This window comes from Methylobacterium litchii, assembly GCF_038442315.1.
In the GTDB taxonomy this organism is placed as follows: Bacteria; Pseudomonadota; Alphaproteobacteria; order Rhizobiales; family Beijerinckiaceae; genus Methylobacterium; species Methylobacterium litchii.
This window is the reverse complement of record NZ_JBBXMY010000003.1, coordinates 172,095-198,822: the sequence shown is the minus strand read 5'-3', so window position 1 is coordinate 198,822 and position 26,728 is coordinate 172,095. Positions and strand designations below refer to the sequence as shown.

At 70.4% G+C, this 26,728-nt stretch carries 30 protein-coding genes; 15 read left to right on the top strand and 15 right to left on the bottom strand.

Going from position 1 to position 26,728, the window contains the following annotated elements:
* Window positions 1-51 precede the first annotated feature (51 nt).
* Entirely contained in the window at window positions 52-1,773 is a 1,722-nt protein-coding gene (locus AAHF99_RS08385; protein WP_342163710.1) for a methyl-accepting chemotaxis protein, read from the top strand.
* Here the strand turns inward: AAHF99_RS08385 and AAHF99_RS08380 are convergent.
* A complete protein-coding gene (locus tag AAHF99_RS08380) occupies window positions 1,770-2,636 on the bottom strand; it encodes a S49 family peptidase (protein ID WP_342163708.1) in 867 nt (288 codons plus the stop codon). The genes AAHF99_RS08385 and AAHF99_RS08380 overlap by 4 nt on opposite strands.
* Before the next feature lie 237 nt (window positions 2,637-2,873).
* Here AAHF99_RS08380 and AAHF99_RS08375 point away from each other — a divergent pair, with 237 nt between their 5' ends.
* Together AAHF99_RS08375 and gyrA are read left to right on the top strand one after the other, a co-directional pair.
* Window positions 2,874-3,179, top strand: a complete 306-nt coding sequence (locus AAHF99_RS08375; protein WP_342163706.1) for a hypothetical protein — start codon at window positions 2,874-2,876, stop codon at window positions 3,177-3,179.
* A 156-nt stretch (window positions 3,180-3,335) separates the two neighbouring features.
* On the top strand, window positions 3,336-6,053 hold the full coding sequence (gene gyrA / locus AAHF99_RS08370; RefSeq protein ID WP_342163704.1) for a DNA gyrase subunit A: 2,718 nt from the start codon (window positions 3,336-3,338) through the stop codon (window positions 6,051-6,053).
* 23 nt (window positions 6,054-6,076) lie between these two features.
* Here the strand turns inward: gyrA and AAHF99_RS08365 are convergent, their stop codons facing one another.
* The 5 genes from AAHF99_RS08365 to AAHF99_RS08345 form a co-directional block, all read right to left on the bottom strand.
* On the bottom strand, window positions 6,077-6,301 hold the full coding sequence (locus AAHF99_RS08365; protein WP_243956219.1) for a hypothetical protein: 225 nt from the start codon (window positions 6,299-6,301) through the stop codon (window positions 6,077-6,079).
* A 123-nt stretch (window positions 6,302-6,424) separates the two neighbouring features.
* A complete protein-coding gene (locus tag AAHF99_RS08360; RefSeq protein ID WP_342163702.1) occupies window positions 6,425-6,757 on the bottom strand; it encodes a type II toxin-antitoxin system HicB family antitoxin in 333 nt (110 codons plus the stop codon).
* Window positions 6,754-7,008 carry a type II toxin-antitoxin system HicA family toxin gene (locus AAHF99_RS08355; protein WP_342163700.1) on the bottom strand — a complete coding sequence of 85 codons (255 nt, stop codon included), beginning with the start codon at window positions 7,006-7,008 and terminating at the stop codon, window positions 6,754-6,756. Before AAHF99_RS08355 ends, AAHF99_RS08360 begins: the two co-directional genes overlap by 4 nt.
* A 48-nt stretch (window positions 7,009-7,056) precedes the next feature.
* Window positions 7,057-7,608, bottom strand: coding sequence for an RBBP9/YdeN family alpha/beta hydrolase (locus tag AAHF99_RS08350; RefSeq protein ID WP_342163699.1), 552 nt, complete (start codon window positions 7,606-7,608; stop codon window positions 7,057-7,059).
* 47 nt (window positions 7,609-7,655) lie between these two features.
* A complete protein-coding gene (locus AAHF99_RS08345) occupies window positions 7,656-8,732 on the bottom strand; it encodes an apurinic/apyrimidinic endonuclease family protein (RefSeq protein WP_342163697.1) in 1,077 nt (358 codons plus the stop codon).
* Between the two features lie 113 nt (window positions 8,733-8,845).
* Between AAHF99_RS08345 and AAHF99_RS08340 the strand changes: the two genes are divergently transcribed.
* The 3 genes from AAHF99_RS08340 to AAHF99_RS08330 all read left to right on the top strand — a co-directional run bounded on the left by AAHF99_RS08340 (window position 8,846) and on the right by AAHF99_RS08330 (window position 11,733).
* Entirely contained in the window at window positions 8,846-10,012 is a 1,167-nt protein-coding gene (locus AAHF99_RS08340) for a YihY/virulence factor BrkB family protein (protein ID WP_342163695.1), read from the top strand.
* Between the two features lie 43 nt (window positions 10,013-10,055).
* The gene (gene msrB, locus AAHF99_RS08335; RefSeq protein ID WP_342163693.1) at window positions 10,056-10,463 is read left to right on the top strand and encodes a peptide-methionine (R)-S-oxide reductase MsrB; all 408 of its coding nucleotides are present in this window, start codon (window positions 10,056-10,058) and stop codon (window positions 10,461-10,463) included.
* 301 nt (window positions 10,464-10,764) lie between these two features.
* Window positions 10,765-11,733: a hypothetical protein gene (locus AAHF99_RS08330; RefSeq protein WP_342163692.1), complete on the top strand. Its 969-nt coding sequence runs from the start codon at window positions 10,765-10,767 to the stop codon at window positions 11,731-11,733.
* A 13-nt stretch (window positions 11,734-11,746) separates the two neighbouring features.
* On the opposite strand, the gene AAHF99_RS08325 is transcribed toward AAHF99_RS08330, so the two are convergent.
* Window positions 11,747-12,178 (bottom strand): L,D-transpeptidase, encoded by a 432-nt coding sequence (locus AAHF99_RS08325; RefSeq protein WP_342163691.1) that lies wholly within the window; start codon window positions 12,176-12,178, stop codon window positions 11,747-11,749.
* Window positions 12,179-12,423: 245 nt separating this feature from the next.
* Here AAHF99_RS08325 and AAHF99_RS08320 point away from each other — a divergent pair, with 245 nt between their 5' ends.
* Window positions 12,424-13,800, top strand: coding sequence for a dicarboxylate/amino acid:cation symporter (locus AAHF99_RS08320; protein WP_342163690.1), 1,377 nt, complete (start codon window positions 12,424-12,426; stop codon window positions 13,798-13,800).
* Window positions 13,797-14,726: an ROK family protein gene (locus AAHF99_RS08315; protein WP_342163689.1), complete on the top strand. Its 930-nt coding sequence runs from the start codon at window positions 13,797-13,799 to the stop codon at window positions 14,724-14,726. Before AAHF99_RS08320 ends, AAHF99_RS08315 begins: the two co-directional genes overlap by 4 nt.
* A 29-nt stretch (window positions 14,727-14,755) precedes the next feature.
* Here AAHF99_RS08315 and AAHF99_RS08310 read toward each other — a convergent pair whose 3' ends face one another.
* Complete coding sequence (locus tag AAHF99_RS08310) at window positions 14,756-15,805, bottom strand: HpcH/HpaI aldolase/citrate lyase family protein (RefSeq protein ID WP_342163688.1); 1,050 nt, start codon at window positions 15,803-15,805, stop codon at window positions 14,756-14,758.
* 148 nt (window positions 15,806-15,953) lie between these two features.
* Between AAHF99_RS08310 and AAHF99_RS08305 the strand changes: the two genes are divergently transcribed.
* Complete coding sequence (locus tag AAHF99_RS08305) at window positions 15,954-16,688, top strand: response regulator (protein ID WP_243956230.1); 735 nt, start codon at window positions 15,954-15,956, stop codon at window positions 16,686-16,688.
* A 4-nt stretch (window positions 16,689-16,692) separates the two neighbouring features.
* Window positions 16,693-18,036, top strand: coding sequence for a sensor histidine kinase (locus tag AAHF99_RS08300; protein WP_342163686.1), 1,344 nt, complete (start codon window positions 16,693-16,695; stop codon window positions 18,034-18,036).
* Between the two features lie 15 nt (window positions 18,037-18,051).
* Here AAHF99_RS08300 and AAHF99_RS08295 read toward each other — a convergent pair whose 3' ends face one another.
* Complete coding sequence (locus AAHF99_RS08295) at window positions 18,052-18,951, bottom strand: alpha/beta fold hydrolase (RefSeq protein WP_342163685.1); 900 nt, start codon at window positions 18,949-18,951, stop codon at window positions 18,052-18,054.
* A gap of 131 nt (window positions 18,952-19,082) precedes the next feature.
* On the opposite strand from AAHF99_RS08295, the gene AAHF99_RS08290 reads away from it, so the two are divergent.
* On the top strand, window positions 19,083-19,493 hold the full coding sequence (locus AAHF99_RS08290; protein WP_342163684.1) for a YidB family protein: 411 nt from the start codon (window positions 19,083-19,085) through the stop codon (window positions 19,491-19,493).
* 88 nt (window positions 19,494-19,581) lie between these two features.
* Entirely contained in the window at window positions 19,582-19,923 is a 342-nt protein-coding gene (locus AAHF99_RS08285; protein ID WP_342163683.1) for a YidB family protein, read from the top strand.
* A gap of 53 nt (window positions 19,924-19,976) precedes the next feature.
* Here the strand turns inward: AAHF99_RS08285 and AAHF99_RS08280 are convergent, their stop codons facing one another.
* Window positions 19,977-21,497, bottom strand: coding sequence for a peptidoglycan DD-metalloendopeptidase family protein (locus AAHF99_RS08280; RefSeq protein ID WP_342163922.1), 1,521 nt, complete (start codon window positions 21,495-21,497; stop codon window positions 19,977-19,979).
* 176 nt (window positions 21,498-21,673) lie between these two features.
* Between AAHF99_RS08280 and AAHF99_RS08275 the strand changes: the two genes are divergently transcribed.
* Window positions 21,674-22,210: a GNAT family N-acetyltransferase gene (locus tag AAHF99_RS08275; protein ID WP_342163920.1), complete on the top strand. Its 537-nt coding sequence runs from the start codon at window positions 21,674-21,676 to the stop codon at window positions 22,208-22,210.
* 60 nt (window positions 22,211-22,270) lie between these two features.
* Here the strand turns inward: AAHF99_RS08275 and AAHF99_RS08270 are convergent, their stop codons facing one another.
* The 4 genes from AAHF99_RS08270 to AAHF99_RS08255 all read right to left on the bottom strand — a co-directional run bounded on the left by AAHF99_RS08270 (window position 22,271) and on the right by AAHF99_RS08255 (window position 25,800).
* Window positions 22,271-23,536 (bottom strand): porin, encoded by a 1,266-nt coding sequence (locus tag AAHF99_RS08270; protein WP_342163682.1) that lies wholly within the window; start codon window positions 23,534-23,536, stop codon window positions 22,271-22,273.
* A 200-nt stretch (window positions 23,537-23,736) separates the two neighbouring features.
* Window positions 23,737-24,591, bottom strand: a complete 855-nt coding sequence (locus tag AAHF99_RS08265; protein ID WP_342163681.1) for a 23S rRNA (adenine(2030)-N(6))-methyltransferase RlmJ — start codon at window positions 24,589-24,591, stop codon at window positions 23,737-23,739.
* Between the two features lie 61 nt (window positions 24,592-24,652).
* Window positions 24,653-25,324 carry a ribonuclease T2 family protein gene (locus AAHF99_RS08260; protein ID WP_412759858.1) on the bottom strand — a complete coding sequence of 224 codons (672 nt, stop codon included), beginning with the start codon at window positions 25,322-25,324 and terminating at the stop codon, window positions 24,653-24,655.
* A gap of 11 nt (window positions 25,325-25,335) precedes the next feature.
* The gene (locus tag AAHF99_RS08255; protein ID WP_342163679.1) at window positions 25,336-25,800 is read right to left on the bottom strand and encodes a hypothetical protein; all 465 of its coding nucleotides are present in this window, start codon (window positions 25,798-25,800) and stop codon (window positions 25,336-25,338) included.
* A gap of 171 nt (window positions 25,801-25,971) precedes the next feature.
* Here AAHF99_RS08255 and AAHF99_RS08250 point away from each other — a divergent pair, with 171 nt between their 5' ends.
* Window positions 25,972-26,229, top strand: a complete 258-nt coding sequence (locus AAHF99_RS08250; protein WP_342163677.1) for an AbrB/MazE/SpoVT family DNA-binding domain-containing protein — start codon at window positions 25,972-25,974, stop codon at window positions 26,227-26,229.
* Window positions 26,226-26,552 carry a type II toxin-antitoxin system PemK/MazF family toxin gene (locus AAHF99_RS08245; protein WP_342163675.1) on the top strand — a complete coding sequence of 109 codons (327 nt, stop codon included), beginning with the start codon at window positions 26,226-26,228 and terminating at the stop codon, window positions 26,550-26,552. The genes AAHF99_RS08250 and AAHF99_RS08245 overlap by 4 nt, the downstream gene beginning before the upstream one ends.
* A 12-nt stretch (window positions 26,553-26,564) precedes the next feature.
* On the opposite strand, the gene AAHF99_RS08240 is transcribed toward AAHF99_RS08245, so the two are convergent.
* Complete coding sequence (locus tag AAHF99_RS08240) at window positions 26,565-26,702, bottom strand: hypothetical protein (RefSeq protein ID WP_342163674.1); 138 nt, start codon at window positions 26,700-26,702, stop codon at window positions 26,565-26,567.
* Between the last annotated feature and the right edge of the window lie 26 nt (window positions 26,703-26,728).

Genomic DNA, 26,728 nt, shown 5'->3' with positions numbered 1-26,728 from the left:
ACGTTGAGTTGCGCGAGCGAAATACGGGTTCTCGATATCCGGGGACCCGTCATGCTTTCATTCGTCCGCCGCAAGTCTCGAGCGCTCACGCTCTCGGCCAAAGTCATCCTCCTCGCAATGCTCGCCGTGACCCTCACCACGGGCGCGATCTGGGCATCGGTCTCGCGCCAAACCTGGTCGCAGATGGAGGATCGGCAGCGGCTGAACGGCGAGCGCAACCTGCGGACGCTGGCTCTCGTCCTCGCCGGACGCCTGCCGGGGGCGAAGACGGACCTCGACGGCACGCGCGTCTCGCGCGTGACCTCGCCCGATCTCGCGGGCTTCGCGGACACGTCGGTGGTGGACGATGCGGTCGCCTATACCGGCGGCGTCGCGACGATCTTCTCCTACGACGCGGGCAAGGACGCCTTCGTCCGCCGGCAGACCACCGTCCGCAAGGAGGACGGCTCACGCGCGGTCGGCACGGCGCTCGCCGCCGACAGCCCGGCCCAGGGCGTCCTGCGCGCGGGCAAGACCTACGAGGGGCCGACGGTGCTGTTCGGGCGCCGCTTCTACACCGTCTACCAGCCGGTCTTCGACGGCGCCGGCAAGGTGAACGGCGTGCTCTTCGTCGGCCTGCCCATCGAGATGTACTACGACGCCCACGCCGAGACGATGCGCCAGTTGAGCCTCGCCGCCCTGGTCATCGCCGTCGTCGCCTGCACGCTGGTCGGCATCGCCGCCTCGCGCCTGTTCCGCCCCTTCGCGGCCATGTCGAGCCGGATCGAGGCGCTCGCGGCGGGCGACACCGACAGCCCGGTGGGCCACACCCAGCGCGGCGACGAGATCGGCGCCGTGGCGCGCGCCCTGGAGACCCTGCGCGAGGCCGTGCGCCGGACCCACGAACTCGAAGGCCTGCAGAGCACCGACGCCGAGAAGGCCGCCCATCGCCGGATGATGCTCGACCAGACCATCGCCGCCTTCCGTAGCCGGGTCGATGTCCTCAAGGGCACGCTGACCGCCAGCACCGGCGACATGCGCGGCCGCGCCGAGGAGATGCGCCTGCGCGCCGGAGAGGCCGAGGCGGCCGTGGCCGGCACGGCGCGGGCTTCGCAAGAAACCTCATCGAGCGTGCAGACGGTGGCGAGCGCCGCCGAGGAGTTGCACGCCTCCATCGCCGAGATCGGCGGCCAGCTCGGGCAGGCCGAGACCCTGGTCTCGTCGGCGGCCGGCGAGTCCTCCGCCATGGAGCAGGAGATCGGCGGCCTTGCCGAGGCGGCCTCGCGGATCGGCACCGTGGTCGGCCTCATCCGCACCATCGCGGAGCAGACCAACCTGCTCGCCCTCAACGCCACGATCGAGGCCGCCCGCGCCGGGGAGGCCGGGCGCGGCTTCTCCGTCGTCGCCGCCGAGGTGAAGCAGCTGGCCGCGCAGACCGCCCGCGCCACGGAGGAGATCGCGGATCAGATCGGCGCGGTCCAGGCCGCCACCGGGACGACGGTCGCCGCCATCGGCCGGATGGGCGAGCAGATGCGCGCCGTCCAGGCCACGACCGCCGGGATCGCACTCGCCGTCTCGGCCCAGGGCGACGCCACCGCCGAGATCTCGCGCAACGTTGCCGAAACGGCGCAGGCCACGGGCGCCATCGCCCACGGCATGAGCGTGGTGAGCGACGCGACCCAGCGCTCGGCGCGGCTGTCCGAGGCGGTCACGGCCGCCGCCGGCTCGGTGGACAGCGTCGCCTCGGAACTGGAAAGCGAGATCGGCCAGTTCCTTGCCCAGGTCGCGGCCTAGAGACCGAAGCGCGCGAAGGCCGCCCTTTCTTCGAGGGCGGCCAGGGTTTCCCCGGGCAGGGCGGCGACGGCCTCGCCGATCCCGCCCGGCGCCCCCCGGCGCAGGATGCGGCTGAAGAAGCCGCCCTTTGCCTCCGCGACCACCACGAGATCGACCTTCTCCCCGAAGCGGGCGCGCATCGTGCCGCGCAGGTCGCCGATGGCGTCCACCAGCCCGAGGGGCAGGGCCTGACGTCCGGTCCAGACGGCCCCCGTGAACAGGTTCTCCCCCGCCGGCAGGCCCGTCCGCCGGGAGGAGACGAGTTCGGTGAACAGGCCCTGCACGTCGGCCTGGATGCGCTTCAGCCGCTCGATGTCGGCGGGGTCCTCCGGCCGGAACGGATCGAGCATCGCCTTCGCCTCGCCGATCGTGTGCACCCGGCGCTCGATGCCGAGCTTCTCCAAGAGGCCGGGGAAGCCGAACCCTGCCGAGACCACGCCGATGGAGCCGACGATGGAGGTCGGGTCCGCGACGATCTCGTCGGCGGCGCAGGCGATCATGTAACCGCCGGAGGCCGCGACATCCTCCACGAAGGCGACGACCGGCAGGCTCTTCTCCTCGGCGAGCGCCCGGATGCGCCGATGGATCAGGTGCGATTGGGCGGGCGAGCCGCCGGGCGAGTTGATGACCAGCGCCACCGCCTTCACCCCCGGCAGGGTGAAGGCCCGCTCCAGGCTGCCCGCCACGGAGGCGATGGACAGGCCCGGCCTCAAGGGCGAGGCCGCCCCGATCGTCCCCGAGAGGCGGACCACCGCGACGCGCGGGCGCCGCTTGCGCAGGCGGCCCGGCAGCAAGGCACGAAAACGTTCGGACAACGCGGTCATGAGGGCTCGACTCGACGGATTTCGGTCACGGGGGAGCATAATGGGATTTCAGTCCGCCGCCGCAAGGGCGGGTGCGGCGACGCGGCGGTCCCCGAGTCACCTCCGGTTAGCCGTCTGCGCAGTCTGCGACACAAGCTATGCGGGAACGATCGAACCGTTTCCCGCCTCCCGCCGTTGCTCGCGGACGGACCTGCGATCCTGCGGGCCGTCTGCGATGACCGGGAGGAAGACGAGATTATGCGCTCCTTGAGACTGCCGCGCTGGCCGATCCTGATCCTGCTGGCCGCCTTCTTCTTCGGCCCGACCGCCGCCCCGGTGAGCGCCGCCCCGCTCCCCGTGCCGATGGCCGCCGCCGAGACCGCCCCGGCCGCCGCCGTGGAGAAGACCCAGTACTACGGCTACCGCCGCCACTACGGCTACCGCCCCTACGGGTTCCGCCGTCATTACGGCTTCCGTCGCCATTACGGCTATCGCCGTCACTATGGCTACCGTCGCCATTTCGGCCCGCGCTACTACCGTCGCGGCCCGGCTTTCTTCTACTGAGTGACACCGTCGCGCCCCGGCCGAAACGCCGGGGCGCGCCTTGCGCGCGCACGCGAAAGCCCTTAACCAACCGTCTGATATCTCTGCGCTTCCACAGCGACCCGCGTGGCCCCGGCAGGACGCTGCCTGAGGTCTGGACACAGACGGACAGACAACTTGGCCGAGACCGATCCGACGGGCGCCCCGCCGCCCGCCAGCGACATCCGCCCCGTTTCCATCACCGACGAGATGCGCCGCTCCTACCTCGATTACGCGATGAGCGTGATCGTGAGCCGCGCGCTGCCGGATGCCCGCGACGGGCTGAAGCCGGTGCATCGGCGCATCCTCTACTCGGCCTTCGAGTCGGGGCACCTACCGGAGCGCAAATACGTCAAGTCGGCGCGCATCGTGGGCGACGTGATCGGCCTCTACCATCCGCACGGCGACCAATCGATCTACGACGCCCTGGTCCGCATGGCCCAGGACTTCTCGATGCGCCTGATGCTCATCGACGGGCAGGGCAATTTCGGCTCGGTGGACGGCGATCCGCCGGCCGCCATGCGCTACACCGAATCCCGCCTGGCCAAGCCGGCCATCGCGCTGCTCAGCGACATCGACAAGAACACCGTCGATTTCGGACCGAACTACGACGAGTCCCGCGAGGAGCCCCTGGTCCTCCCGGCGCGGTTCCCGAACCTCCTCGTCAACGGGGCGGGCGGCATCGCGGTCGGCATGGCGACCAACATCCCGCCGCACAACCTCGGCGAGTTGATCGACGCCTGCATCGCCCTGATCGACGAGCCGGAGCTGACCATCGAGCAACTGAACCAGATCGTCCCCGGCCCGGACTTCCCGACCGGCGGCATGATCCTCGGCCGGGCCGGCACCCGGCAGGCCTACACCACCGGCCGCGGCTCGGTGATCATGCGGGCGAAGTCCCATGTCGAGGAGCTTCGCAAGGAGCGCGAGGCGCTGATCTTCACCGAGATCCCGTATCAGGTGAACAAGGCGACGCTGGTCGAGAAGATCGCCGAACTCGTCAAGGAGAAGCGGGTCGAGGGCATCTCGGACCTGCGCGACGAATCCGACCGCAGCGGCATGCGCATCGTGGTCGAGATCAAGCGCGACGCCATGGCCGAGGTGGTGCTGAACCAGCTCTACCGCTTCACGCCGCTGCAAAGCTCCTTCGGCTGCAACATGGTCGCCCTCAACGGCGGCCGCCCCGAACTGATGAACCTGAAGGACCTGCTCCAGGCCTTCGTGGACTTCCGCGAGGAGGTCGTCTCCCGCCGGACCAAGTATCTCCTCGGCAAGGCCCGCGAGCGCGCCCACGTCTTGTGCGGCCTCGCCATCGCCGTCGCCAACATCGACGAGGTGATCCGCCTGATCCGCACCTCGCCGGACCCGAACTCGGCCCGCGAGGCGCTGATGGCCCGCGACTGGCCGGCGCACGACATCGCCCCGCTCATCGCCCTGGTGGACGATCCGCGCCACCGGGTCGCCGAGGACGGGACCTACCGCCTCTCCGAGTTGCAGGCCCGCGCGATCCTCGACCTGCGCCTGCAGCGCCTCACCGCCCTCGGCCGGGACGAGGTCGGGGACGAGTTGAAGAAGCTCGCCGACGAGATCGCGGATTACCTCGACATCCTGCGCTCGCGGGCGCGGATCCAAAGCATCGTGAAGGGCGAACTGGCGGAAGTCCGCGAGCAATTCGCCACGCCGCGCCTGACCGAGATCGTCGACTTCGACTCGAGCGTCGAGGACGAGGACCTGATCCAGCGGGAGGACATGGTCGTCACCGTGTCCCATGCAGGCTACGTGAAGCGCGTGCCGCTCTCGACCTACCGGTCGCAGCGGCGGGGCGGCAAGGGCCGCTCCGGCATGGCCACCCGCGACGAGGATTTCGTCACCCGCCTCTTCGTCGCGAACACCCATACGCCGGTGCTGTTCTTCTCCAGCCAGGGCCAAGCCTACAAGGAGAAGGTGTGGCGCTTGCCGATGGCCGCGCCGAACGCCCGGGGCAAGGCGCTCGTGAACATCCTGCAATTGCAGGACACATCGGAGCGCATCACCACGATCATGCCGCTGCCGGAGGACGAGGCCTCCTGGGAGACGCTGGACGTGATGTTCGCCACCGCGAGCGGCAACGTCCGTCGCAACAAGCTGTCGGACTTCGTGCAGGTGAACCGCAACGGCAAGATCGCGATGAAGCTCGATGAGGGCGATCACATCGTCCATGTCGAGATCTGCCGGCCGGACCAGAACGTGCTGCTGACCACGGCGCTTGGGCAATGCATCCGCTTCCCCGTCGAGGACGTGCGCGTGTTCAAGGGCCGCGACTCGACCGGCGTGCGCGGCATCAACCTCGCGCAGGGCGACCGGGTGATCTCGATGACCATCCTCAACGCCTTCGAGGCCACGCCCGAGGAGCGTTCGGGCTACCTGAAGATGCGCCGCGCCGTGACCGGCGAGGTCGAGGAGGGCAACGAGGAGCCGGAGGAGGGCGCCGAGGCCGCCGCGATTTCCCTCGATCGCTACAACGAGATGGGCGGGGCCGAGCAATACGTGCTGACGATTTCCGAGCGCGGCTACGGCAAGCGGTCCTCGTCCTTCGAGTACCGGACATCGGGGCGCGGCGGAAAGGGCATCACGGCGATGCGGGTGAATGCCCGAAACGGGCACCTCGTGGCGTCGTTCCCCGTGGAGGCATCGGACCAGATCATGCTGGTCACGAATGGCGGTCAGCTGATCCGCGTGCCGGTGGACGACATCCGCATCGTGGGCCGCGCCTCGCAGGGCGTGACCGTGTTCAACACCGACAAGACCGAGAAGGTCGTCTCGGTGGAGCATATCGAGGGTGAAGAGGAAGGCGAGGGCGAGGCCGAGACGGCCTGATCGCCCTCACCGTCGTCGGGCGCTCAGCGCCCGGCGGCCGCCCGCCGGTTGGCGATGCGGGAGAACATGTTGCCGGTGTAATCGGCGACCTTGGGCTTCTCAGGCTCGCCGACCTGAGCCTCGAACGCCTCGATTCGCTTCAGCAGGGCGGCATCATTGAACAGCGACGAGTTGAACGTCTTGTGGGCACGGGGGCCGAGGGCGGCCTGGACCGCGTCGAGGCGGGCGAGGAGCTCTTTGCGCGTCACGGGTTTCTCCGGGGGCGGGACGGCAGCACGCCACCCCAGGGCCACCACTCGACGCCCCGAGGGTAAACGCGGGGTTAACGGGGGGTGAAAGCCGCCTCGATTTGATCCTGCGACCGGCCGATCCTATCGCGCGGTCGCGGCGCGGAGCACGTCCTCGCCCCACTGGTTCAGACTCTTGCCGGAGAGTTCCGCCGCTCGCGCCGCCTTGGCGTGGAGATCGGGCGGAACGCGCAGCATCAGCTTGCCGGAATAGGCGCGCTCCGGCTCCTTCCCGCTCTTGAGGCAGGTCTCGATGTAGTCGTCCACGGCCTCCTCGAACGCGGTCTTCAACTCGGACACGCTCTCCCCGTGAAAGCCGACCACGTCATCGATTCCCGCGATCCGACCGACGAAAAGACCGTCCTCGGCGTCGAACTCAACCCGGGCGTGGAGGCCCTTGTGGCTCATCGTGCTCATGGCGTGACACCAATCTTGCTCAAGAACTCGCGTGCGTCGCGAACCTGATACCGCTTGGCTTCCTTGGTCGGGTGCGGACGGTGGAACGAGGCGATGATGCCTTCACACTCGAACCTCACCCGAGAACCGGATCCCTCGATCACGCGGCAGCCAACGGCGACGAACAGCGACTCGATGGCCTGCCACTCGATGTCAGGTGACACCGGGTCGGCGAAGACCGCGCGCAACGTCTTCAGCTGCCGGCTGTTCATGATGGCAAATTATGCCTGCACCTCACACAGTGCAAGCACATTGTGCTATCACAACCCCTTCATGAACCCGGCCAGCCGCATCAACCCCTCCGGCCAGGGCCCGTGGCCGCTGGCGACGTTGATGTGTCCCGATTCGCCCGCATCGACGGTGAGCGCGCCCCAGGAATGGGCGAAATCGTCGGCGCGGTCGTAGGTGCAGTGGGGGTCGGTGCGGCTTGCGACCAGCAGGGACGGGAAGGGCAGGGGATCGCGGGGCACGGGGGCGAAGGCGCGCACCGCGTCGGGGAGGTTGGGCGCGTCCTCCACATCGGGGAACGCCACGAACAACGCGCCGCGCACCACGCCCTCGGGAAAGCGCGGCACCGCCTCGACGCAGGCCACGACGCCGAGGCTGTGGGCGATGAGGATGACGGGCTTCGTTGCCTCTCCAACCGCCTCGGCCACACGCCCGCACCATTCCTCGGGGGTGGGGACGTGCCAGTCGTCCTGCGCGACGATCCGGGCCGTCGGGAGGCGCCCGGCCCAGCGCGCCTGCCAGTGGCCCTCCTCGGAGCCCCCGAGTCCGGGCACGATCAGGATGTCGCAATCGGCGGTCTTCATGACAGGATGCCTAGAGCAGCCCCCCGGCGCCGCGCAAGCCTCGATGCTCAGGCCGCCGCCGCCTGCTCCAGGGCCAGGATGTGCGCGGCGATCTGCATGGAGGCGAGGTTCTTGTGCTTGGCCTCGATCTCGAAATCCGCCCAGGCAAGGTGGCGGGACACGAGATCGTTCACCGCCCGGTTCCACATCAGATCCGAATGGGCCGCGAGGTCGCGCACCGAATGGCCCGCCTCGCGCAAGGCGGGGAAGTCGGGGAGGCGGCCCTCCGCGCCGTCGGTGATGACGGCCTCCCGCGAGACGCTAATATGCGCCACCGGCCGTACGCCGCGCCAGGATTCGATCACCCGGCCGATCCGGGCATCGTCCGGCTCGAGATACTCGCCGCCGCTCTGCACCCAGTGGTGGTGCAGGTCGAGGACGACGGGCACGAGGTCGGCGAGCCGCAGCACCTCGTCGAGGCCGAACAGGTTCTCGTCGTTCTCCACCGTCACGAGGTCGCGGGCGAGGCGGCTCGCCCGCGGCAGGGTCTCGCGAAAGCCCGCGACGCCGGGGTCGCCCGCGCCGACATGGATGTTGATGTGCGCGCCGTGCCGGTGCCAGCCGTCGCCGTAGCCCATCAGGCCGAACAGCTCGGCGTGGTAGTCGAGTTCGGACAGGCCGTTCTCGATCGCCGCCGGGTTGCGGCTCGCGATCAGGCAGAACGGGCCGGGGTGGAAGCTCAGCCGCACCCCGAGCTTGCGCGCCAGCGCCCCGGCCTCGGCGAGGCCCGTCTCGACGGTCTTGCGCATCTCCGGCTCGGCATAGAGCGCCTGCACGGACAGGTGCGTGTAGCCGGGCAGGACGTTGCTGCCCATGCGCAGCAGCCGCTCCAGGGGAGGGCGGGCGCCGACCCAGGCGATCTGGCGCGACAGGGCCGTCAGATTATGCGTCACGACGCCGACAAGCTTCTCCCGCCGGGCGGCGGGGTCGAGCTTGGCGAGATGCGCCATGGTCACCGTCGTCAGGTTCATGGCGCGGGTGGCCTCCCGCGCCGCCTTGAGGGTGGCATGGGTGCCCGGCGGCTCGTCGAGAACGAAGGTGCAGCAGAATCCGAGGCGTGCGGGCGAGGGGGCGCGGTTTGGCATGGGGGCACAACGCGCGAAGTGCCGTTCCGTCACGCGGAACGGGCGCGCGGGGCCGACGTTTGCGAAACAGCGGAGCGTGGCAATACCGCCCACCTCGCCCCGGCCGAACCCCGATGACGACGCCTTCCCCCCGCCCGGGCGGCCCGCCCGATCAAGCCTCGACCCTGTGGATCCTGATGCTCGGCTCGGCGCTCGTCGCGCTGACCCTCGCCCAGCCGAAGCGGGACGCCGCGGCGATCCCCGCACCGGAGCCGGAACCGAAGGGCAACCGCAAGCCGGCCTCGACCCTCGGGGCGCGCTCCATCGAGGGTCACGCCGCGAAACTCATCGCCGCGACCCAGCCCGAGCGCGGGCGCCATGCCGAGCACCCGGCAGATATCCCCGCCTCCGGCTGGAAGGACATCCTGATCCGCGTCTACCTGGAGTTCATCAAGGACCGGGTGCTCGCCGTCGCGGCGGGCGTGACCTTCTACACCCTGCTTGCCCTGTTCCCCGGCATCATCGCCCTGGTGACGCTCTACGGCCTGTTCGCGGATGCCAGCGTCATCAACGAGCATCTCGCGCAGCTCCACGCGGTGCTGCCCTCGGGCGCGGTGGAGATCATCGGCGATCAGGTGAAGCGCATCGCCTCGAAGCCCAGCGGCACGCTGGGGCTCACCTTCTTCACCGGCCTTCTCGTGTCGATCTGGAGCGCGAACGCCGCGATGAAGGCGATGTTCGATGCCCTGAACGTCGTCTACGAGGAGGAGGAGAAGCGCAACTTCTTCATGCTGAACCTGCGCTCCCTCACCTTCACGGTGGGCGGGCTGATCTTCGCGATCATCGCCCTGAACGCCATCGTCGTGGTGCCGGTGGTGTTCAACTTCCTCGGCCTCGGCTCGGAGGCGTGGCTGATCGCGGCCCTCCGCTGGCCCGCCCTGCTGCTGGTCATCCTCGGCGCGCTCTCGGTGCTCTACCGGTTCGGGCCGAGCCGGGAGCACGCCCGCTGGCGCTGGGTCGGCGTCGGGAGCCTCGTGGCGGGACTGCTCTGGCTCGTCGCCTCCCTGCTCTTCTCTTGGTACGTGTCGAGCTTCGGCACCTACAATGAGACCTACGGGTCGCTGGGCGCCGTGATCGGCTTCATGACCTGGATCTGGATCTCGTCCACGATCGTGCTGCTCGGCGGGGAGATCAACGCCGAGATCGAGCACCAGACCGGGCGCGACACCACCACCGGCCACCCCCTGCCGCTGGGCGCCCGCCGGGCGCGGATGGCCGACACGGTCGGCGCGGCGGCATGACGGGCGGGGGGAGGCTTCCTATATCCGGGGAAAGGAGATCCCCATGTCCGACAGCATCACCGCCCCCGCCGAGACTCTGAGCGACGCGGAATGGCGCGCCCGCCTCAGCCCGGACCAGTATCGCGTGCTGCGCGAGCACGGCACGGAACGGGCCGGCACGTCCTGCCTCCTCGCCGAGAAGCGGGCCGGCACCTTCGCCTGCGCCGGCTGTGGCCAGCCCCTGTTCGAGCAGGGCACCAAGTATGAGTCCGGCACCGGCTGGCCAAGCTTCTTCGCGCCCCTCGAAGGCGCGGTGGAGACCACCACCGACCGCAGCTACGGCATGTCCCGCACCGAGGTCCATTGCGCGCGCTGCAAGGGCCATCTCGGCCACGTCTTCGAGGACGGTCCGGCGCCGACCGGCCTTCGCTACTGCATGAACGGCGCGGCCCTGGCTTTCGAGCCCGCCTGACGAATCCCGTGGATGGGGAGCGGGGATCGTGGGGAAACTCCCCTCACGATCCCCCTCGCCTCACGTCTCACGCCTTGATTTCGGCGCCATTTTGCGTAGTCGCTCTAAAGACTACGGGATTGGTCATGCGCCTGTTGCGGAAAGCTACAGTCAGGCTTTGCTTTTTCGCGATGCAGCGCAAGGTCGAAACCCACCGAACCGTTCGCTCGACTTGCACGTGACTCGGTGCGTCGAAGGTGACCGGACCAATCGGTCGTACCCGAGCGCCATGCCGGGCCGGGCGTGAGGAGTGAAACAGTCCATGAGCACAACCCGCAGGTTCCTCGTCGCCCCGGCCCTCGTGAGGCTCCTCCGCAAGGAGCGGGGCAGCAGCCGCATCACCGAAGGTCATTTCGCCCCGCAGGGCGGCCGCAACTCCTTCGTCCGCGTGGACGGGCAGGCCTGCCAGCTCATCCTCGTGAACAACGGCGTCGAGGAGCGCACCGAGGTGCCGCGCGCCCACGGCGACGCCTTGCTCGACGTCTGCCCCGGCAAGGCCGCCTACGACCGCACGACCCTGGCCGCCGGCGGCCGGGAGATCGTGGTGGACCGCTACGTCTCCCCCGGCAGCATCGACCTCGTGAGCGTCGTGTTCGACGATGCCGGGCAGGCCTCCGCCTTCCAGGCCCCGGTGTGGTTCGGCCGCGAGGTGACGACAGAGCCGACCTTCGAGCGCTCCGCCCTGGCGATCCAGGGCGTGCCGGCGGCGGTCGAGCTGTCGCTCAGCAACGCCGCCCTCGATGCGGTGCTGGACATCATCGAGCCGCGCTTCGGCTTCGGCCGCTACAACTCCCCCACGCGCGCCTCGGAGAACATCGACAGCCTCGCCGGCACCCTGCGCCGTCCGGCCCCGCCGCCGGCCCCCGAGCCCGCCCGCCCGGCCCCCGAGCCGGAGATCCACATGCCGGCCCCGCTGCCGATCCCGGCCCCCGAGCCCGCCCCGGCGCTGGCCGAGCTGCCGGCCCCCGAGCCCGAGCCGCAGCACGAGCCGGTCGAGGAGCCCCGTCACGAGGCGCCCCGCGCCGAGGATCACGGCCAGCCGGTCGCGTCCGGCACCCCGGCCGAGGCCGTGCATGGCGATGCCCGCATCGACGACGTGATCGAGAGCCTGTCGGCGGCCCTCGGCGCGGCGATCCACCAGAACCCGGCCCAGGCCGAGAAGCCGGAGGATCCGGGCGCGGTGTTCGAGCGCTGGACCGTCCGGCCCCGCCGCACCCAGAACCAGGGCTGAGGGGGAAACCCCCTCAGTTGCGGATGATCACCGCCGCCCCGCCATAGTTCCTGGCGAGGCGGAACAGGGTCGCCGCATGGCCGGGCGAGAGGCGGATGCATCCGTGGCTCGCCCGCCGGCCGAGCGCGCCGGTGGCGTAGGTCCCGTGGATGGCATAGCCGCCCCGGAAGAACATCGCGTGTGGCATCGGCGAGCCGTGATACTTGCGCGAGCGCCACATCGTGGCCATCCGGCCGACCCGATACGCGCCGTTCGGCGTGACGAAGCCACGCCGCGCGGTGGAGACCGGCCATTCGAAGGCCGGCGCCCCGTCGACATAGACCCGCATCCGCTGCTGCCCCTGATCGATCCGGGCGACGACGCCCGCTGCGGCGGGGAGGGCGGGCAAAAGGCAGGTCAGCGCCGCCCCGAGGAGGGCGGCACGGAGATGGAAAGTCCTCGACATGGGGTGTCACCGGAGGCTGTCGCGGCGGCCGGCGTCGACACGAACCCTCTTGGTTGCAGTATCGCGCACGCCTACAGCCAAGGTGACGCATTGCCGGTCCGGTGAAGACCGCGCGGCGGCGGCAATTGACAGGTTTTTGTCACCGACGGCTCGCGGCGGACTACGGAGACGCCGTTGAGAAGGCTTCCGAAGCCGGATAGCGTGACACACAGGGAGGCGCGCGGGGATCGCGCGGAGGATAGAAAATGGCACAGGCGATCCACGCGACGGGAGGCACGACGACCCCTCCCAAGGAGCCCTGGTACAAGGTGCTCTACATCCAGGTGCTGATCGCAATCGCGCTCGGCATCCTGCTCGGCTGGTACGATCCGGCGACCGGCAAGTCGCTCAAGTGGCTCGGCGACGCCTTCATCGCGCTCATCAAGATGATGATCGCGCCAATCATCTTCTGCACCATCGTCCACGGCATCGCCTCGATCGGCGACCTGAAGAAGGTCGGCCGGGTCGGCCTGAAGGCGCTCATCTACTTCGAGGTGGTCTCCACCCTGGCGCTGCTGATCGGCATCATCGTCGGCGAGGTCATCCAGCCCGGCGCCGGCTTCCACGCCGACCCGTTGAAGCTCGACGCCAGCAAGGTCGCGAGCTACGCGAGCAAGGCCGCCGCCGACTCGACCGTCGCGCACATCATGGCGCTGATCCCGAAGAGCTTCTTCGACGCCTTCGCCACGGGCGACCTGCTGCAGGTGCTCCTCGTCTCGATCCTAACCGGCTGCGTCGTCACGGGGCTCGGCGAGAAGGCCGCGGTGGTCAGCAGCGCCATCGACACCGCCGGGCAGATCTTCTTCCGCATCATCGGCGTCATCGTGAAGCTCGCGCCGCTCGGCGCGTTCGGCGCGATGGCCTTCACCATCGGCGAATACGGCATCCAGAAGGTCTACGACCTCGGCCAGCTCGTCGCGACCTTCTACCTGACCTCGCTGCTGTTCGTGCTCGTGGTCCTCGGCACCATCGCGCGGGTGTCGGGCTTCTCGATCCTGAAGTTCCTCGCCTACATCAAGGACGAGTTGCTGATCGTGCTCGGCACGTCGTCCTCCGAGACGGTGCTGCCGCACATGATGACGAAGATGCGCCGCCTCGGCGCGTCGGATTCGGTCGTAGGCCTCGTGGTGCCGACCGGCTACTCGTTCAACCTCGACGGCACCAACATCTACATGACGCTCACCACGCTGTTCCTGGCGCAGGCGGTGGGGGCGGACCTGTCGTTCGGCCAGTACGCGACGATCATCCTCGTGGCGATGCTGACCTCGAAGGGCGCCTCGGGCGTGACGGGCGCGGGCTTCATCACCCTGGCCGCCACCCTCTCGGCCATTCCGAACAACCCAGTGCCGGTGGCCGCGATGACCCTGGTGCTCGGCATCGACAAATTCATGTCCGAGTGCCGCGCCCTCACCAACCTCGTCGGCAACGGCGTGGCCTGCGTGGTGGTCGCCCGCTGGGAGGGCGAACTCGACCGGACCAAGCTCAACGAGGTGATGGCCAACCCGATCGGGATCGGCACGGCGGTGACGGACAACTCGCCCGCCCCGGTCGCGACCGACACCAAGGTCGCCGCCGCGGAGTGACGACGACGGCAAAGGGACCTGCAAGGCTCGGGATCGACCTCGGCGGCACCAAGATCGCCGGGGTCGTCCTCGCTCGGGACGGGAGCCGCCTCGCGCAGGCGCGCGTCCCGGCCCCCAGGGGCGATTATGGGGCCACCGTCGCGGCGGTGGCCGATCTCGTTTTGCGGCTGGAACGGGAGGCGGGGCGCCCCTGCAGCGTGGGCATCGGTATGCCCGGCAGCCTGTCGCCGGCCACCGGCCTCGTCCGCAACGCCAATTCCCACTGGCTGATCGGTCATCCCTTCGGCGCCGACCTCGCCGCCCGGCTCGACCGCCCGGTGCGGGTCGCCAACGACGCCGATTGCCTTGCCGTCTCCGAGGCGACGGACGGGGCGGGGGCAGGGGCGCGCGTAGTCTGGGCGATCATCCTCGGTACGGGCGTCGGCTCCGGCCTCGCCATCGAGGGGCGGCTGCATGCGGGGCGCAACGGCATCGCCGGGGAATGGGGCCACGGCCCGCTGCCCGGCCCAAGCGACGACGAGCGGCCGGGCCCGGCCTGCTATTGCGGCCGGCGAGGCTGCGTCGAGACCTGGGTCTCGGGTCCCTCGCTCGCCGCCGACCACGCCCGGCGCCACGGCGGGACGCCGACCGCCGAGGCCGTGGTGGCGGCCGCGCGCAACGGCGACGCGGCGGCGCGGGAGACCCTGGCGCTCCATCTCGACCGCCTCGGCCGGGCGGCGGCGCAGGTGGTGAACGTCCTCGATCCGGACGTGATCGTGGTCGGAGGCGGGCTCTCGCGCATCCCGGAGTTGATCGCCGGCCTGCCGGACGCCATGCGCCCGCACATCTTCTCCGACGCGTTCGACACCCCCGTCCGCGCAAGCCTGCACGGCGACGATTCCGGCGTGCGCGGGGCCGCGTGGCTGTGGGGCACCGAGACGGTGTGAGGGATGGGGCGGGACGAGGCCGCCCCGCCTCACCCCAGGTCGTAAACCTTCGCCAGATCCGGATCCTTGGCGGCCACGAGCTTGGCGAGGTCGACGATGACCTTGGCCTGCTTCCACGTGGCGTCGTCCTGCATCTTGCCGTCGAGCATCACCGCGCCGGTCCCGTCGGGCATGGCGGCGACGATGCGGGCGGCGAAGGCGACCTCGGCCGGGTCCGGCGCGAACACCGTCTTGGCCAGCGCCACCTGGCTCGGATGGAGCGTCCAGGCCCCGGCGCAGCCCATGAGGAAGGCGTTGCGGAACTGGACCTCGCAGGCGGCGAGATCCGAGAAGTCGCCGAACGGGCCGTAGAAGGCCTTGATGCCGTTCGCCATGCAGGCATCGACCATCCGGGCGATGGTGTAGTGCCAGAGGTCCTGCTGCGCGCTGGCGCGGGGGGCGTCGCCCGCCGGATCGGCGATGACCCGGTAATCGGGGTGGCCGCCGCCGACGCGGGTGGTCTTCATGCCGCGCGAGGCCGCGAGGTCGGCGGGCCCCAGGCTCATGCCGTGCATCCGCGGCGAGGCGCAGGCGATGGCATCGACGTTGGCGACACCCTCGGCGGTCTCGAGGATGGCGTGGACGAGGATCGGCTTCGTCACCCCGTGGCGGGCTTCGAGCTGCGCCAGCAACTGGTCGATGTAGTGGATGTCCCACGGGCCCTCGACCTTGGGCACCATCACCACGTCGAGCTTGTCGCCGACCTCGGCGACGATGGTGAACAGGTCGTCCAGAATCCACGGGGAGTTCAGGGCGTTGATGCGCGTCCACAGCCCCGTCTGGGTGGCGGCGAAGTCAGTCGCCTGCGCCATGGCGACGAAGCCCTTGCGCGCGGCCTCCTTCTGGTCGGCCGGCACCGCGTCTTCCAGGTTGCCGAGCACCACGTCGACGGTCGGGGCGAGGTCCGGCACGCGGGCGCGCACCTTGTCGTTGTGGGGCGGCACGAAGTGGATCATCCGCTCCAGCTTCACGGGCAGGTCCCGGAAGGGGGCCGGCGCGCCGGTCGCGAGCGGCTGGAAGAAGCGGCGGGGCAGTTTCATCGCGTGCGGCCTTCGGCTCTGGCGTTCCTCAAGACGGGGTTATGGCACGGCAACGGCCGAGGTAAAGGCGTGCTTTCGTCCTGTAACGTTTTGTGACGACGGCTTTTCCGCCGTTGCGGGCGGGGCCGGGGCGCCTATTCTTCCCCGTATGAACGAGGGCACCACGCTCGCCATCGTCGAGGACGATCCCGAAATCCGGGCGCTGCTCGGCGGCTTCCTGGAGGGAGAGGGTTTTCGCGTCGAGAGTCTCGACGGGGGCGCCGCCCTCGACAGGCGCCTCGCCCAGGGGCCGGCGCCGGACCTGATCGTGCTCGACTGGATGCTGCCCGGCGAGGACGGGCTGTCCATCTGCCGCCGCCTGCGCGAGGGCGGTGGTCCGCCGGTGGTGATGCTCACCGCCAAGGACGAGGACATCGACAAGGTGCTCGGCCTGGAAATGGGCGCGGACGATTACGTCTCGAAGCCGTTCAACCCGCGCGTGCTGCTCGCCCGCATCCGCGCGGTGCTGCGGCGGACGCGCGGAGGCGCCGTCGCGGAGGCTCCGAGTGCGGAACGGCTGCGGGCCGCCGACCTCGTGATCGACCCCGCCGCCCGCTCGGTCCACGCGGACGGGGAGGGTGGGGCGCCGCGCGAGGTGACGCTCACCAGCGCCGAGTTCGACCTGCTGATGTGCTTCGTCACGCGGCCGCAGCGGGTGCTCTCCCGCGACCAGCTCCTCGATTGGACGCGGGGCCGCGTCGCGGACGTGTTCGACCGGACCATCGACGTGCAGGTCAGCCGCCTGCGCAAGCGGCTGGACGAGGCGGGCAGCGGACTGCCGGCTCTGATCAAGACGGTGCGCAACGCCGGCTACATCCTCGCCGCCCCCGTCCGCCCGGCCTGACCCCATGTTGAGCCGTATCGGCCTGCTCGGCCGGATCATGCTGATCCTGATGGCCGCCCTCGGGGCGGTGATCGTCGGCGCGATCCTCGTGGGGCGCATGGAGCCCGCCAGCCCGCGCAGCACGCAGGTCGCGCCCTATCCGCGCCTGGAGCAGGCGGCGGGGGTGATCGACCTCCTCTCCCGCACCGACCCGTCGCTGCGGCCCACCATCCTGCGCGCGGTGAGCGGCATCCGCCTGCACGCCGCCCTCGCGGACGCGGCCCCGCCCGGCGAGGGGCTGCGCCGGCTCCCGCGCTCGGAGGCGATGCTGCGGGCCTTCTCCGAGGCGCTGCAGCGGCCGACTCCCGGCAAGGACGACGGGCTTCGCGCCTATGCGGATGGCGAGGGCGGGCGCGTGACCCGCATCGTCGCCCGTCTGGACGACGGGTCGGTCCTCGTCCTCGACGAGATCGAGCCGCAACGTGCGATCTCCTTGAAGCTGTTCGGTCTCGCGCCGGGGATGTGGATCGGCATCCTCGGCATCGCCGTGGCGGGGCTGGCGCTGCTCGGGGCGCAGCGGGAGATGCGGCCCCTGCGCCGCCTGAGCGCGGCGGCGGAGGCCTTCGATGGCTCGCCCCCCGCCGGTCCCGTGCCGGTGTCCGGCGCGCCGGACGTGCAGCGCCTCGCCCGGTCGGTCCACGCGATGCAGGAGCGGGTGGCGGCCCTGCTGCAGGAGCGCTCGTTCCTGATCGGCGCGATTTCGCACGACCTCAAGACGTACCTGACTCGCCTGCGCCTGCGCGCCGAATCCTGGCCGGACGCGCAGGGCCGCGAGCGCATGGCCGCCGACATCGACGGCATGACGGACCTGATCGAGACCTCGCTCGCCTTCGCGCGGGGCACCACCGTCTCGCAGATCCGGGGGCGGGTCGATCTCGCCGACCTCGCGGCGGTGGAGGCGGCGGAACGCTCGGCCCTCGGCCAGCCGGTCGCCCTCGTCGGCGAGGAGGTGGCCGAGGCCACCGTGCCGGGGGATGCGGTCGCCCTGCGCCGGGTGATCGCCAACCTCCTCGACAACGCGGTGAAGTTCGGGCGCGGCAAGGTCGAGATCGCCGTCGAGGCCGGGCCGGAGCAGTGCAGCCTGCGGGTCGAGGATGACGGACCCGGCGTCGGAAGCGCCGAGGCCGCCGCGATCTTCAGCCCGTTCTACCGGATCGAGGGTTCCCGCAACCGCCGCACCGGCGGCAATGGGCTCGGCCTCGCCATCGCCCGCCAGATCGCCGAGGCCCATGGCGGCACCATCGCCGTCTGCGCCGGCCGGCTCGGCGGGGCGTGCTTCACGCTGACATTGCCGCGCGCGGGGGCGTGAGGGCGAGAACGCCCCTCACAGCAACTCCCGCACCGCCTGCGCGAAGGCCTCCGGCGCCTCCTGCGGGACGTTGTGGCCGATGCGCGGCAGGCGGCGGTAGCGGTAGGGGCCGCTGAAGCGGGCCGCGTCGCCGTCGTCGGATTTTGGCGGGAAGACGCCGCCGTCGCTGCCCTCCAGCACGATGGTCGGCACGCCGATCTTCGGCTGGGCCGCGAGCCGGGCCTCGATCTCCGCATAGGCGGGGTCGCCCGGCACCACGCCGTAGCGGACGCGGTAGGAGTGGATCACCACCTCCACGAAATCCGGGTTGTCGAAGGCCGCGACCGTGCGGGCGAGCGTCGCCGCGTCGAAATCCCAATGCGGCGACCATTGCCGCCACAGCAGTTCCGCGATGCCGGCGCGGTTCTCCGTCAGGCCCGCCCGGCCGCGCTCCGTGTGGAAATAGTACTGGTACCAGAGCCGGCTCTCGGACTCGGCCGAGACCGGGCGGCCGGAGCGGGCCACGTCATGGATGTTGTAGCCGCTGCCGCCCGAGACCAACCCGCGCACCCGCTCCGGCCACAGGGCCGCGACGACGCAGGCCGCGCGCCCGCCCCAATCGTAGCCCGCCACCACGGCCCGCGCGATGCCCAGCGCATCGAGGAAGGCGAGAAGGTCGGCCCCCAGGGCGGCCTGCTCCCCGGAGCGGGGCGTGGCGGCATCGAGGAAGCGCGTCGGCCCGTAGCCGCGCAGATACGGCACGAGGCAGCGCACGCCCTGGCCGGCGAGGATCTCGGCCGCCGGCAAGCAGGCGTGGATGTCGTAGGGGAAGCCGTGGAGCAGGATGGCCGGAGGCCCGTCCGTCGGTCCGGTCTCGTGATAGGCGATGTCGAGGACACCGGCGTGGATGTGCTTCACGGAACCGGCTGCGGCCATGTCCTGTCGCTCCCTCGCGGCGGCACGCGTGACGTGCCGCACGTGCTCCGCGTCGCACAGGCTTGCCGACCCTGTCCAGCGCCCGAACTTCAGGCCTCAGATGATTTTTTTCGATGGAAGGACGGGTGGCGATGGGGCTCTTGGACGGGGTGAAGACGGTGATCGGCGATCTCGCGGCGGCGACCGAGCGGACCATCGCGGAGGTCGGGGGCCGTGACATCCCCATGGCCTTCGCGAAGTTCTACCCCGGCGGCCTCGCCGGCTTCCTCGACCGGCTGCGGCAGGACGGCCACGGCACGCAGGTCGAGTCCTGGCTGAACGGCACGGACCCGAAGCCCGTGCCCGCCCCCGCCATCGCGCAGGCGCTGCCGGATCGCGTGGCCGACAGCCTCGCGACGGACCTTTCCCTATCGCGGGAGCGTCTGCCCACGGCCCTGTCGGAGTTCCTGCCCGCCGCGGTGACGGGCCTCAGCGAGAACGGGCGGCTGAAGCCGCAGCCGGTGTTTGCCAGCACGCAAGTGGTGGACAAGCCGGCCGGCTGAGCCTTCGGCCGGTCTCCGTGACGACGCGGTCGCGGAAGGTCACTATGGTCGCCGCCGTGGGCCACCCGGCCCCGGCGGAGATCAGCAGATGAGTGTATTCGATTCGCTCGGCGGCTCGTTGCAGCAGATGGCGATGAAGGCGCTGCCCGGCATCATCCAGCAGGTGCTACCCGGCGGTCTGAACGCCCTGCTCGACCAGTTGCGGCAGCACGGCTACGAATCGCAGGTGAATTCCTGGCTCGGGCGCGGCCCCAACGAGCCGATCACCGCCGAGGATCTGCAGAAGGTCATTGGGAACGAGCAGGTCCGCGCCATGGCGACGAAGCTCGGCATCCCCGTGGAGCAGCTGTTCCCCACCCTGGCCAAGGCCCTGCCGGACACGGTGGATCAGCACAGCCCGAACGGCGAATTGCAGCCGCCGAAGGCCTGAAACGCGAAACGGCGGCCCTTGGGGGACCGCCGTTTGCCTGCGAGGCGCCGGCCTCAGTTGCTGGCGAGCTGCGACATCGGATCGACCGGGGCGCCGCTCTTGCGGATCTCGAAGTGCAGCTGCGGCGAGGTCACGTTGCCGGAGGCGCCGGACTTCGCGATAGTCTGGCCGCGCTTGACCTTGTCGCCGGGCTTCACGTCCAGCTCGCCGTTATGGGCGTAGGCCGAAACGTAGCCGTTGGAGTGCCGCACGAGCACCAGCTTACCGTAGCCCTTCACGTCCGAGCCGGCATAGGCGACGGTGCCGTCCTCGGCGGCCTTGACCGGCGTGCCCTCGGGCAGGGCGATGTTGATGCCCTCGTTGCCCGACGAGCCGTAGCCCGCGATCACCCGGCCCTTGGCGGGCCAGCGGAAGTTGTCGCTGCTCGCCTGGGCGGGCACCGAAGCGGTGGTGGCCGGCTCGGCCTTTGCCGGAGCGGGCTCGGCCTTTGCCGGAGCGGGCTCGGCCTTGGCGACCTCGACCTTCGGCGCCTTGGCGGCCTTCTCGGCGGCGGCCTGCTTGGCCGTCTCCTTGGCGCTTTCCTTCGCGGCCTCGCGCGCCGCCTTGGCTTCGGCGAGCTTCTGGGCCGCCTCGGCCTTGGCCGCGCTCTTGGCGGCGTCCTTGGCGGCTTCCTTCGCCGCGTCCTTCGCGTCCTTCGCCGCGACCTTGACCTTGTCGGCAGCCTTCGCGTCGGCAGCCTTCGCGTCCGCCGTCTTGGTCTGGCCGGGGCGGACGTGCTTCTTGTCGCCGTCCTTCAGGGCCGCGAGCTTGCGCGCCTTCTCCTCGGCGGCCTTGGCCTCGGCCGCCTTGTGGGCGGCGAGTTCCTTGGCCTCGCGGGCCTCCTTCTCGCGGGCCTCGCGGGCTTCCTTCTCGCGGGCTTCCTTGGCGTCCTTCTCGCGGGCGGCGACGCGCTTGGCTTCCTGCGCCCGGGAATCCCGCTCACGGGCTTCCTTGGCCTCCAGGGCCTTGGCATCCTCGCGCTTCTCCTCGACGGCGCGCGCGGGGCGGGCGGTCATGGCGGCGGCGGAGGGGTTGAGGCCCGAGACGTTGTTGTAGGACGGGATGACGATCTCGCGGCCGGGGGTGATCTGGCTGGCGCTGGTCAGGCCGTTGGCCTGCAGGATCGCCGAGCCCGGCACGCCGTAGCGGGTCGCCATCTGGGTGAGGCTGTCGTTCTTCGAGACGGTGATGCGCGTGCCGCCCTGGGCGCTCCAGCCGGAGGAGCCGACGGAGGCGACCCGCGTCGGGCTCGCGGCGGCCGGCGGCGGCAGCGTGCTCGCCACGGGGGCGGGCCGCGACGCGCCGGGGGCGCCGAGGGCTTCGGACTGGATGCGGCCGGTGCGCAGGGGCGCCACGGGCTTGATGTCGTCATCCGGCAGGCTGCCCGTCGCGGCAGGCTCCGAGAAGGGGTTGGTGAAGGGGCTGCTCAGCCGCGACGCATCGGACGAACAGGCCGCCGCGCCACCACCGATGATCCCCACGAGGGCGACGCGCGACAGCGTCTGAAACCCCCTGACCGCTCCACGCACCCGCATCGACGCACCCGCCAGCACAACGCCACCCGATGCCGTCATGAAGCCGGATTCAGGTTAAGCAACCGTTCCCGTTCACCATGAGATGGCCTTGGAAACGGCGGGATGTGCGGTGCAGCGACACGCTGGGCGTGTGGGCGCTGGCTTCCCCGGGCGGCCCGGCACCCCACATCTCCGCGATGTTCAACCTGTCCTCCCCGCGAGACAGCCTCGCCGACCTGCCGCGCCTCGAAACCGCGCGGCTGACCCTGGGCGGGCTGGCGCCGGAGGATGCCCCCGCGCTCGCCCGCCTCACGGACGATCCGGCCATCACCGGGGCCATCGACTTTCTGCCGGAGCCCTTCACCCTCGAGGATGCGAAGGGCCTGATCCACGGCGGCAACCGCGAGCGCGACCGCTTCCTCGGCGCCTGGATCCGGGGGGAGGGCGGGGCCGCCGCCCTCGTCGGCGTGGTGGGGGCGCACCTGTGCGGCCCCGGCTTCATCGAGATCGGCTACTGGATCGGCGGCGCCGCCCGGGGCCGGGGCTTCGCCTTCGAGGCGGTCTCGGCGCTCGCGGGCCATCTCGCCCGGCGCTTTCCCGCCCGCACCCTGGTGGCGGAGTGCCGCCCGGCCAACACCGCCTCCTGGGGCCTCCTGCGCAAGCTCGGCTTCGAGGATACCGGCGAGGAGGGCCACCGGCCCGGCCGCCGCCTCCTCACCCGCGCGCGGGCCTGAGCCCAAACGAAAACGCCCCGGACCAGGGTCCGGGGCGCTTCGGCGTCGGTGAGGCGCAGATCAGAAGGTGACGCCGGTCTCGACCATGTAGCGGTCCTGCGAGGTCCGGTTGCCGTCGCGGCCGAAGCCGGTGCCCAGCGTGCCGTTGGCGAGGCTGCCGCGGGTGATGCCGCCGAGCTCGACGTGGGCGTATTCGACCCGCAGGAAGTAGCGGTCGAAGGTGAAGGTCGGCGTGATGGTGATGGAGAAGGCGTTGCTGCCCGCGCCGTAGAGGAGGCTGGTCGTGCCCGAGCCGCGCACGCCGCTCTGCTCCTCGTACTCGACGCGACCCGCCAGGGCGAAGTTGTCGGTGAAGGAATAGGCCGCCAGCAGCGCGCCGCCGTAGGTCGAGGCGCTCTGCAGGATGCCGATGCGCTGGTCCGCCTCGACGTTCGTGAACTGGAAGTACGGCGTGACGATCCACGGGCCGTTCGAGTAGGTGTAGTTGATGTTGAAGATGCCGCTGTTCTGCTGGTTCAGCGGGGTCGCGAACTGGTAGCGCAGGCTGCGGTTGAGGACGTTCTGGCTGCCGAGATTGACGCCGCCGTTCACGCCGATCGTGTTCGAATCGTCGATCTTGTAGGCGACGTTCCCCGTGAACCACGTGATGTCGCCCGCGAAGAACCCGTCCGTGCCGGCCACCGACACCGACCACGGGCCCTCGGCCCAGTTCAGCTGCACGCCGTGGTTGATCACGTTCTCCTGCGCGAAGAGCAGGCCGCGGTTGATGTTGAGGTTCTGGAAGGTGAACGGCGCCTCGGAGCCGATGATGGTCGGCATCCGGCCGCCCTGCACCGACCACGCATCGTTGATCTGGATCTTGCCGAAGGCCACCGGGAGGGGCGTGAACAGCAGGTCCGTCTGGTCGATGGAGCTCAGGTTCTGCACGCCGAGGCCGGGGATCGCGTAGCCGCCGCCCTGCACGTAGAACTGGAAGGTGCCCTCGGGCTTCTGGATCCAGCCCTGGAGGTTCGAGAAGTCGAACCGGGCCGCCCGGTCGGGGGCGTAGCCGGGGGGCGCGAAGGCCGTCGGGAACGGGTTGCTCTGGGTGTAGCCGTAGCCGGTCAGCGCGCCGCCGATGTAGATGTCGCCGAGGCCGCCGACGCCGAAGCAGGTCGGGTTCGGGTTCGCCTTGATCACGCCGCCATAGGCCGGGCCGATCAGCGTCGCCTTGCACGGCTCGACCGGCGCCGGGACGGGCACGGGGGCCGGCATGTCGGCGGCGAAGGACACCGTGGAGGAGAGCAGCGCGGCGGCCAGACCGGCCAGGGTGGAACGCTTCGACATCGGCTTGCAGCTCGGTTCTGAGAATCTACGGCCAAGCTGCCATCACGTGCGTTTCGGCACAAAAGCAAAGAATTTGCACTTGCACACTTTTTGGGCAAATTTCGCGTTGCCGCAACGTTCGTTTCAGCGTTGTGGCTTGGGCGCCACATCTAGATGACGCGCCACGAATGCTTGAAGCTGCATCGAAGGTACAGATTAATTCAATCGATACCTTTGGCACCGAGCGGATCGCACCGAAAACCACCATAACCCGACTGGGCGAGTCGCTCCGCCAGCGCCGGCAGGAACACCAGGGCCTCCTCGGCGAGGCGCCAGGGCGGGTTCACCACGATGAGGCCGCTGCCGGAGAGGCGGGTCGGGTCGTCGGGCCGCGCGATGAGCAGGTCGAGGCGCAGCGCCGGCCGGGCGAGGCCGGCATCGAGTTCGGCGGCCATCCGGTCGATCGCCGCCGCATCCTTCACCGGGTACCACGCGAGGAAGATCCCGGTCGGCCACTTGGCCACCGCCTTCAGGAGATGCGTGCCGAGCCGCTCCACCTCGCCCGGCACCTCGTAGGGCGGATCGATCAGCACGAGGCCGCGCCGCTCCGGGGGCGGGATCTGCGCATTGACCGCGGTCCAGCCGTCGAGATGCAGCACCTTGGTGCGCGAATCGCTGTTGTAGCGCTCCTTCAGCACGGCCGCGTCCTGCGGGTGCAGTTCCACGAACACGCCCCGGTCGCCCGGCCGCAGGAACTCGCGGATCACCGCCGGGGAGCCGGGATAGGTGCTGGCACCGTGCCGCTCCTGCGTCGCCGCCACCGCCGCGCGGTAGGGCGCGAGCAGCGCCTCCACCGGCTCCGGGAAGGGCGCGGCCAGCCGGCCCCAGCCGCCCTGCCATTCCCCGGTGCGGCGGGCCTCGTCGGCCTGCAGGTCGTAGATGCCGAGGCCGGCGAAGGCGTCGAGCGCCCGGAACGGTTTGTCCTTGAGGCCGAGATGGGCGAGGACACGGGCCAGCACGAGGTGCTTGAGCACGTCGGCGTGGTTTCCCGCGTGGAAGGCGTGCCGGTAATTCATGGCTGTGGCTCAAGCGGATCCGGCCCCGCCCGTCCAGGGCCGGGCGCGAAAAGATTCCGCTCTAGCGGGGCGGATCGAGGGCGATGTCCGGCGAGCGGCAATTGCTGCGGGCGAGTTCGGGGCAGGGCGTGTAGCCGCGCAGATCCTTCGCGAAGCAGATCCGCACCTCGGTCAGCTGGCCCCGCGCGCAGTTCACCGACATCATGTCCGGCCGCAGGCCGGCGTTCGCGGCCACGAACTGGCGGGCGATGTCCACCGGCGCGAGCCGCTGCCCGCCGGCCTTCAGCCCGTCGGGGATCGTCACCGCCAGCCGCGCCTGCTTGGCGGCGGTGAAGTACGAGGACGGGTCGAGGCCCGAGCAGATGCCGTGCTTGCGCCACTCGTGCCGGGCGAGGCCCTCGCTCGGATAGACCTGCCCCGCTACCTCCATCGCCTGCTGGGTGATGGGGCGCTGCACGGCGGAGCAGTTCTGCGGGTAGCCGCGGGTGTATTGCGGCCAGAGCCCGTGCACGACGAAGCCGAGGCCCCGGCCGGGGGCGCATTGCGGCTCGTCCCGGCGGGCGCCGTCCCCCTCGCAGAAGGTCGGCGACCAGGAGAGGGCGAGGACGTAGAAGTCGAAATCGCCCGGCGCGGAGCGGCGGCCGAACCCGCCGTAATCCTGCGCGGCGGCGGGCAGCGACGCCAGGGCCGCCAACCCGAGCAAGGCGGCGCGGAGCGTGGGCCGGCGCACGATCGTCCGTCCGCTCAGGGCCGCGCCATCCGGCAGGCGGTGGCGTAGGCATAGGCGAGGTTGCGGTCGAGGCCGTGGACGCAGAACTCGACGCCCCAAGTGGCGCCGATGATGCCGAGGCTCTCGCGCACCGAGTAGTCGATCTTCCGGTGCAACCCGTCCGACGTTGTGGCGACGGCGGAGCAGAACCGGCGCGGGATGGCATCGAGCCCCCAGGGGCGCCACGCCGTCCGCTCGATCTTGTCGAAGGAGATGATGGTCATGGAGGAGTTCCAGAACTTCGCTTCCTTCTCGGCGAAGTTCGTCGCCACCTTCTCCAGCACGTCGGGATCCTGGCAGCCCGGAATCTGCGAATCGTAGGGGAAGACCCGCTCCTCGGCGGGCTCGACATCCTCACGGGCGGAGCGGGCCTCGGCGGCGCCGACGGCGGTCGCGCCGAGGGCGAGCCCGAGGGTGAGACGGACGAGGAAGGGGCGCATGACAAGGGTCCGAACCGGCATGGTGGGACGATGGCCGGGGCGGGCGATCAGTCAAGCCGCCGCCGCGCCGCGCCGGTGGATTGAGCGCCCGGTGCGGCCCGGACGCCACGGTGGCGCGTTGCCGGAGAACCACGAAGGGATTATATTGGAGTATAACACCGGAGGTTGCGCATGCATACGACGAACCTACGCAAGGTCGGCGGCTCGGTGATGCTGACGGTGCCGCCCGCCCTGCTCGATCTTCTCAGCCTCGGCGCCGGCTCGCGGGTGGCGCTGGCGGTCGATAACGGGCGCCTCGTGGTCGAGCCGCAGACGCGGCCCCGCTACACGATGGCCGAGTTGCTGGCCGCGTCGGACTATTCCGAGCCCCAGCCCCCGGGGGAGCGCGAATGGGTCGATGCGCCGTCCATGGGGAACGAGCCCCTGTGAAGCGGGGGGACGTCTACATGGTCGACCTCGAGCCGACCCGTGGCCACGAGCAGCGCGGGCATCGCCCGGTGGTGATCGTCTCGCCGGACGCGTTCAACCGGACCACCGGCCTTCCGGTGATCGCGCCGATCACGACGGGGGGCGAGTTCGCCCGCCGCATCGGCTTCGCCGTACCCCTCACCGGCACGCAGACCAGCGGCGTCGTGCGCTGCGACCAGCCCCGCGTCCTCGACCTCACCGCCCGCAACGGCCGCCGGGTCGAAAGCCTGCCGGCGCCCATCCTGGACGAAGTCCTGGCGCGGATGGCGACGCTGTTCGAGTAGAGACGCCCCGCCCTATCGCGGCGACGACGACGAGGCCGGGTCGGGTGGGGTGGCCGGGACGACGGGGGTCGCCTTCGTCCACCACAGGCCGATCAGCAGGATTCCAACGAAGATCGCGGCAATGAAGCCGCCGAGCATGAGGCGTCGCATGGGTCCGGTATAGGGCGGACCCGCCG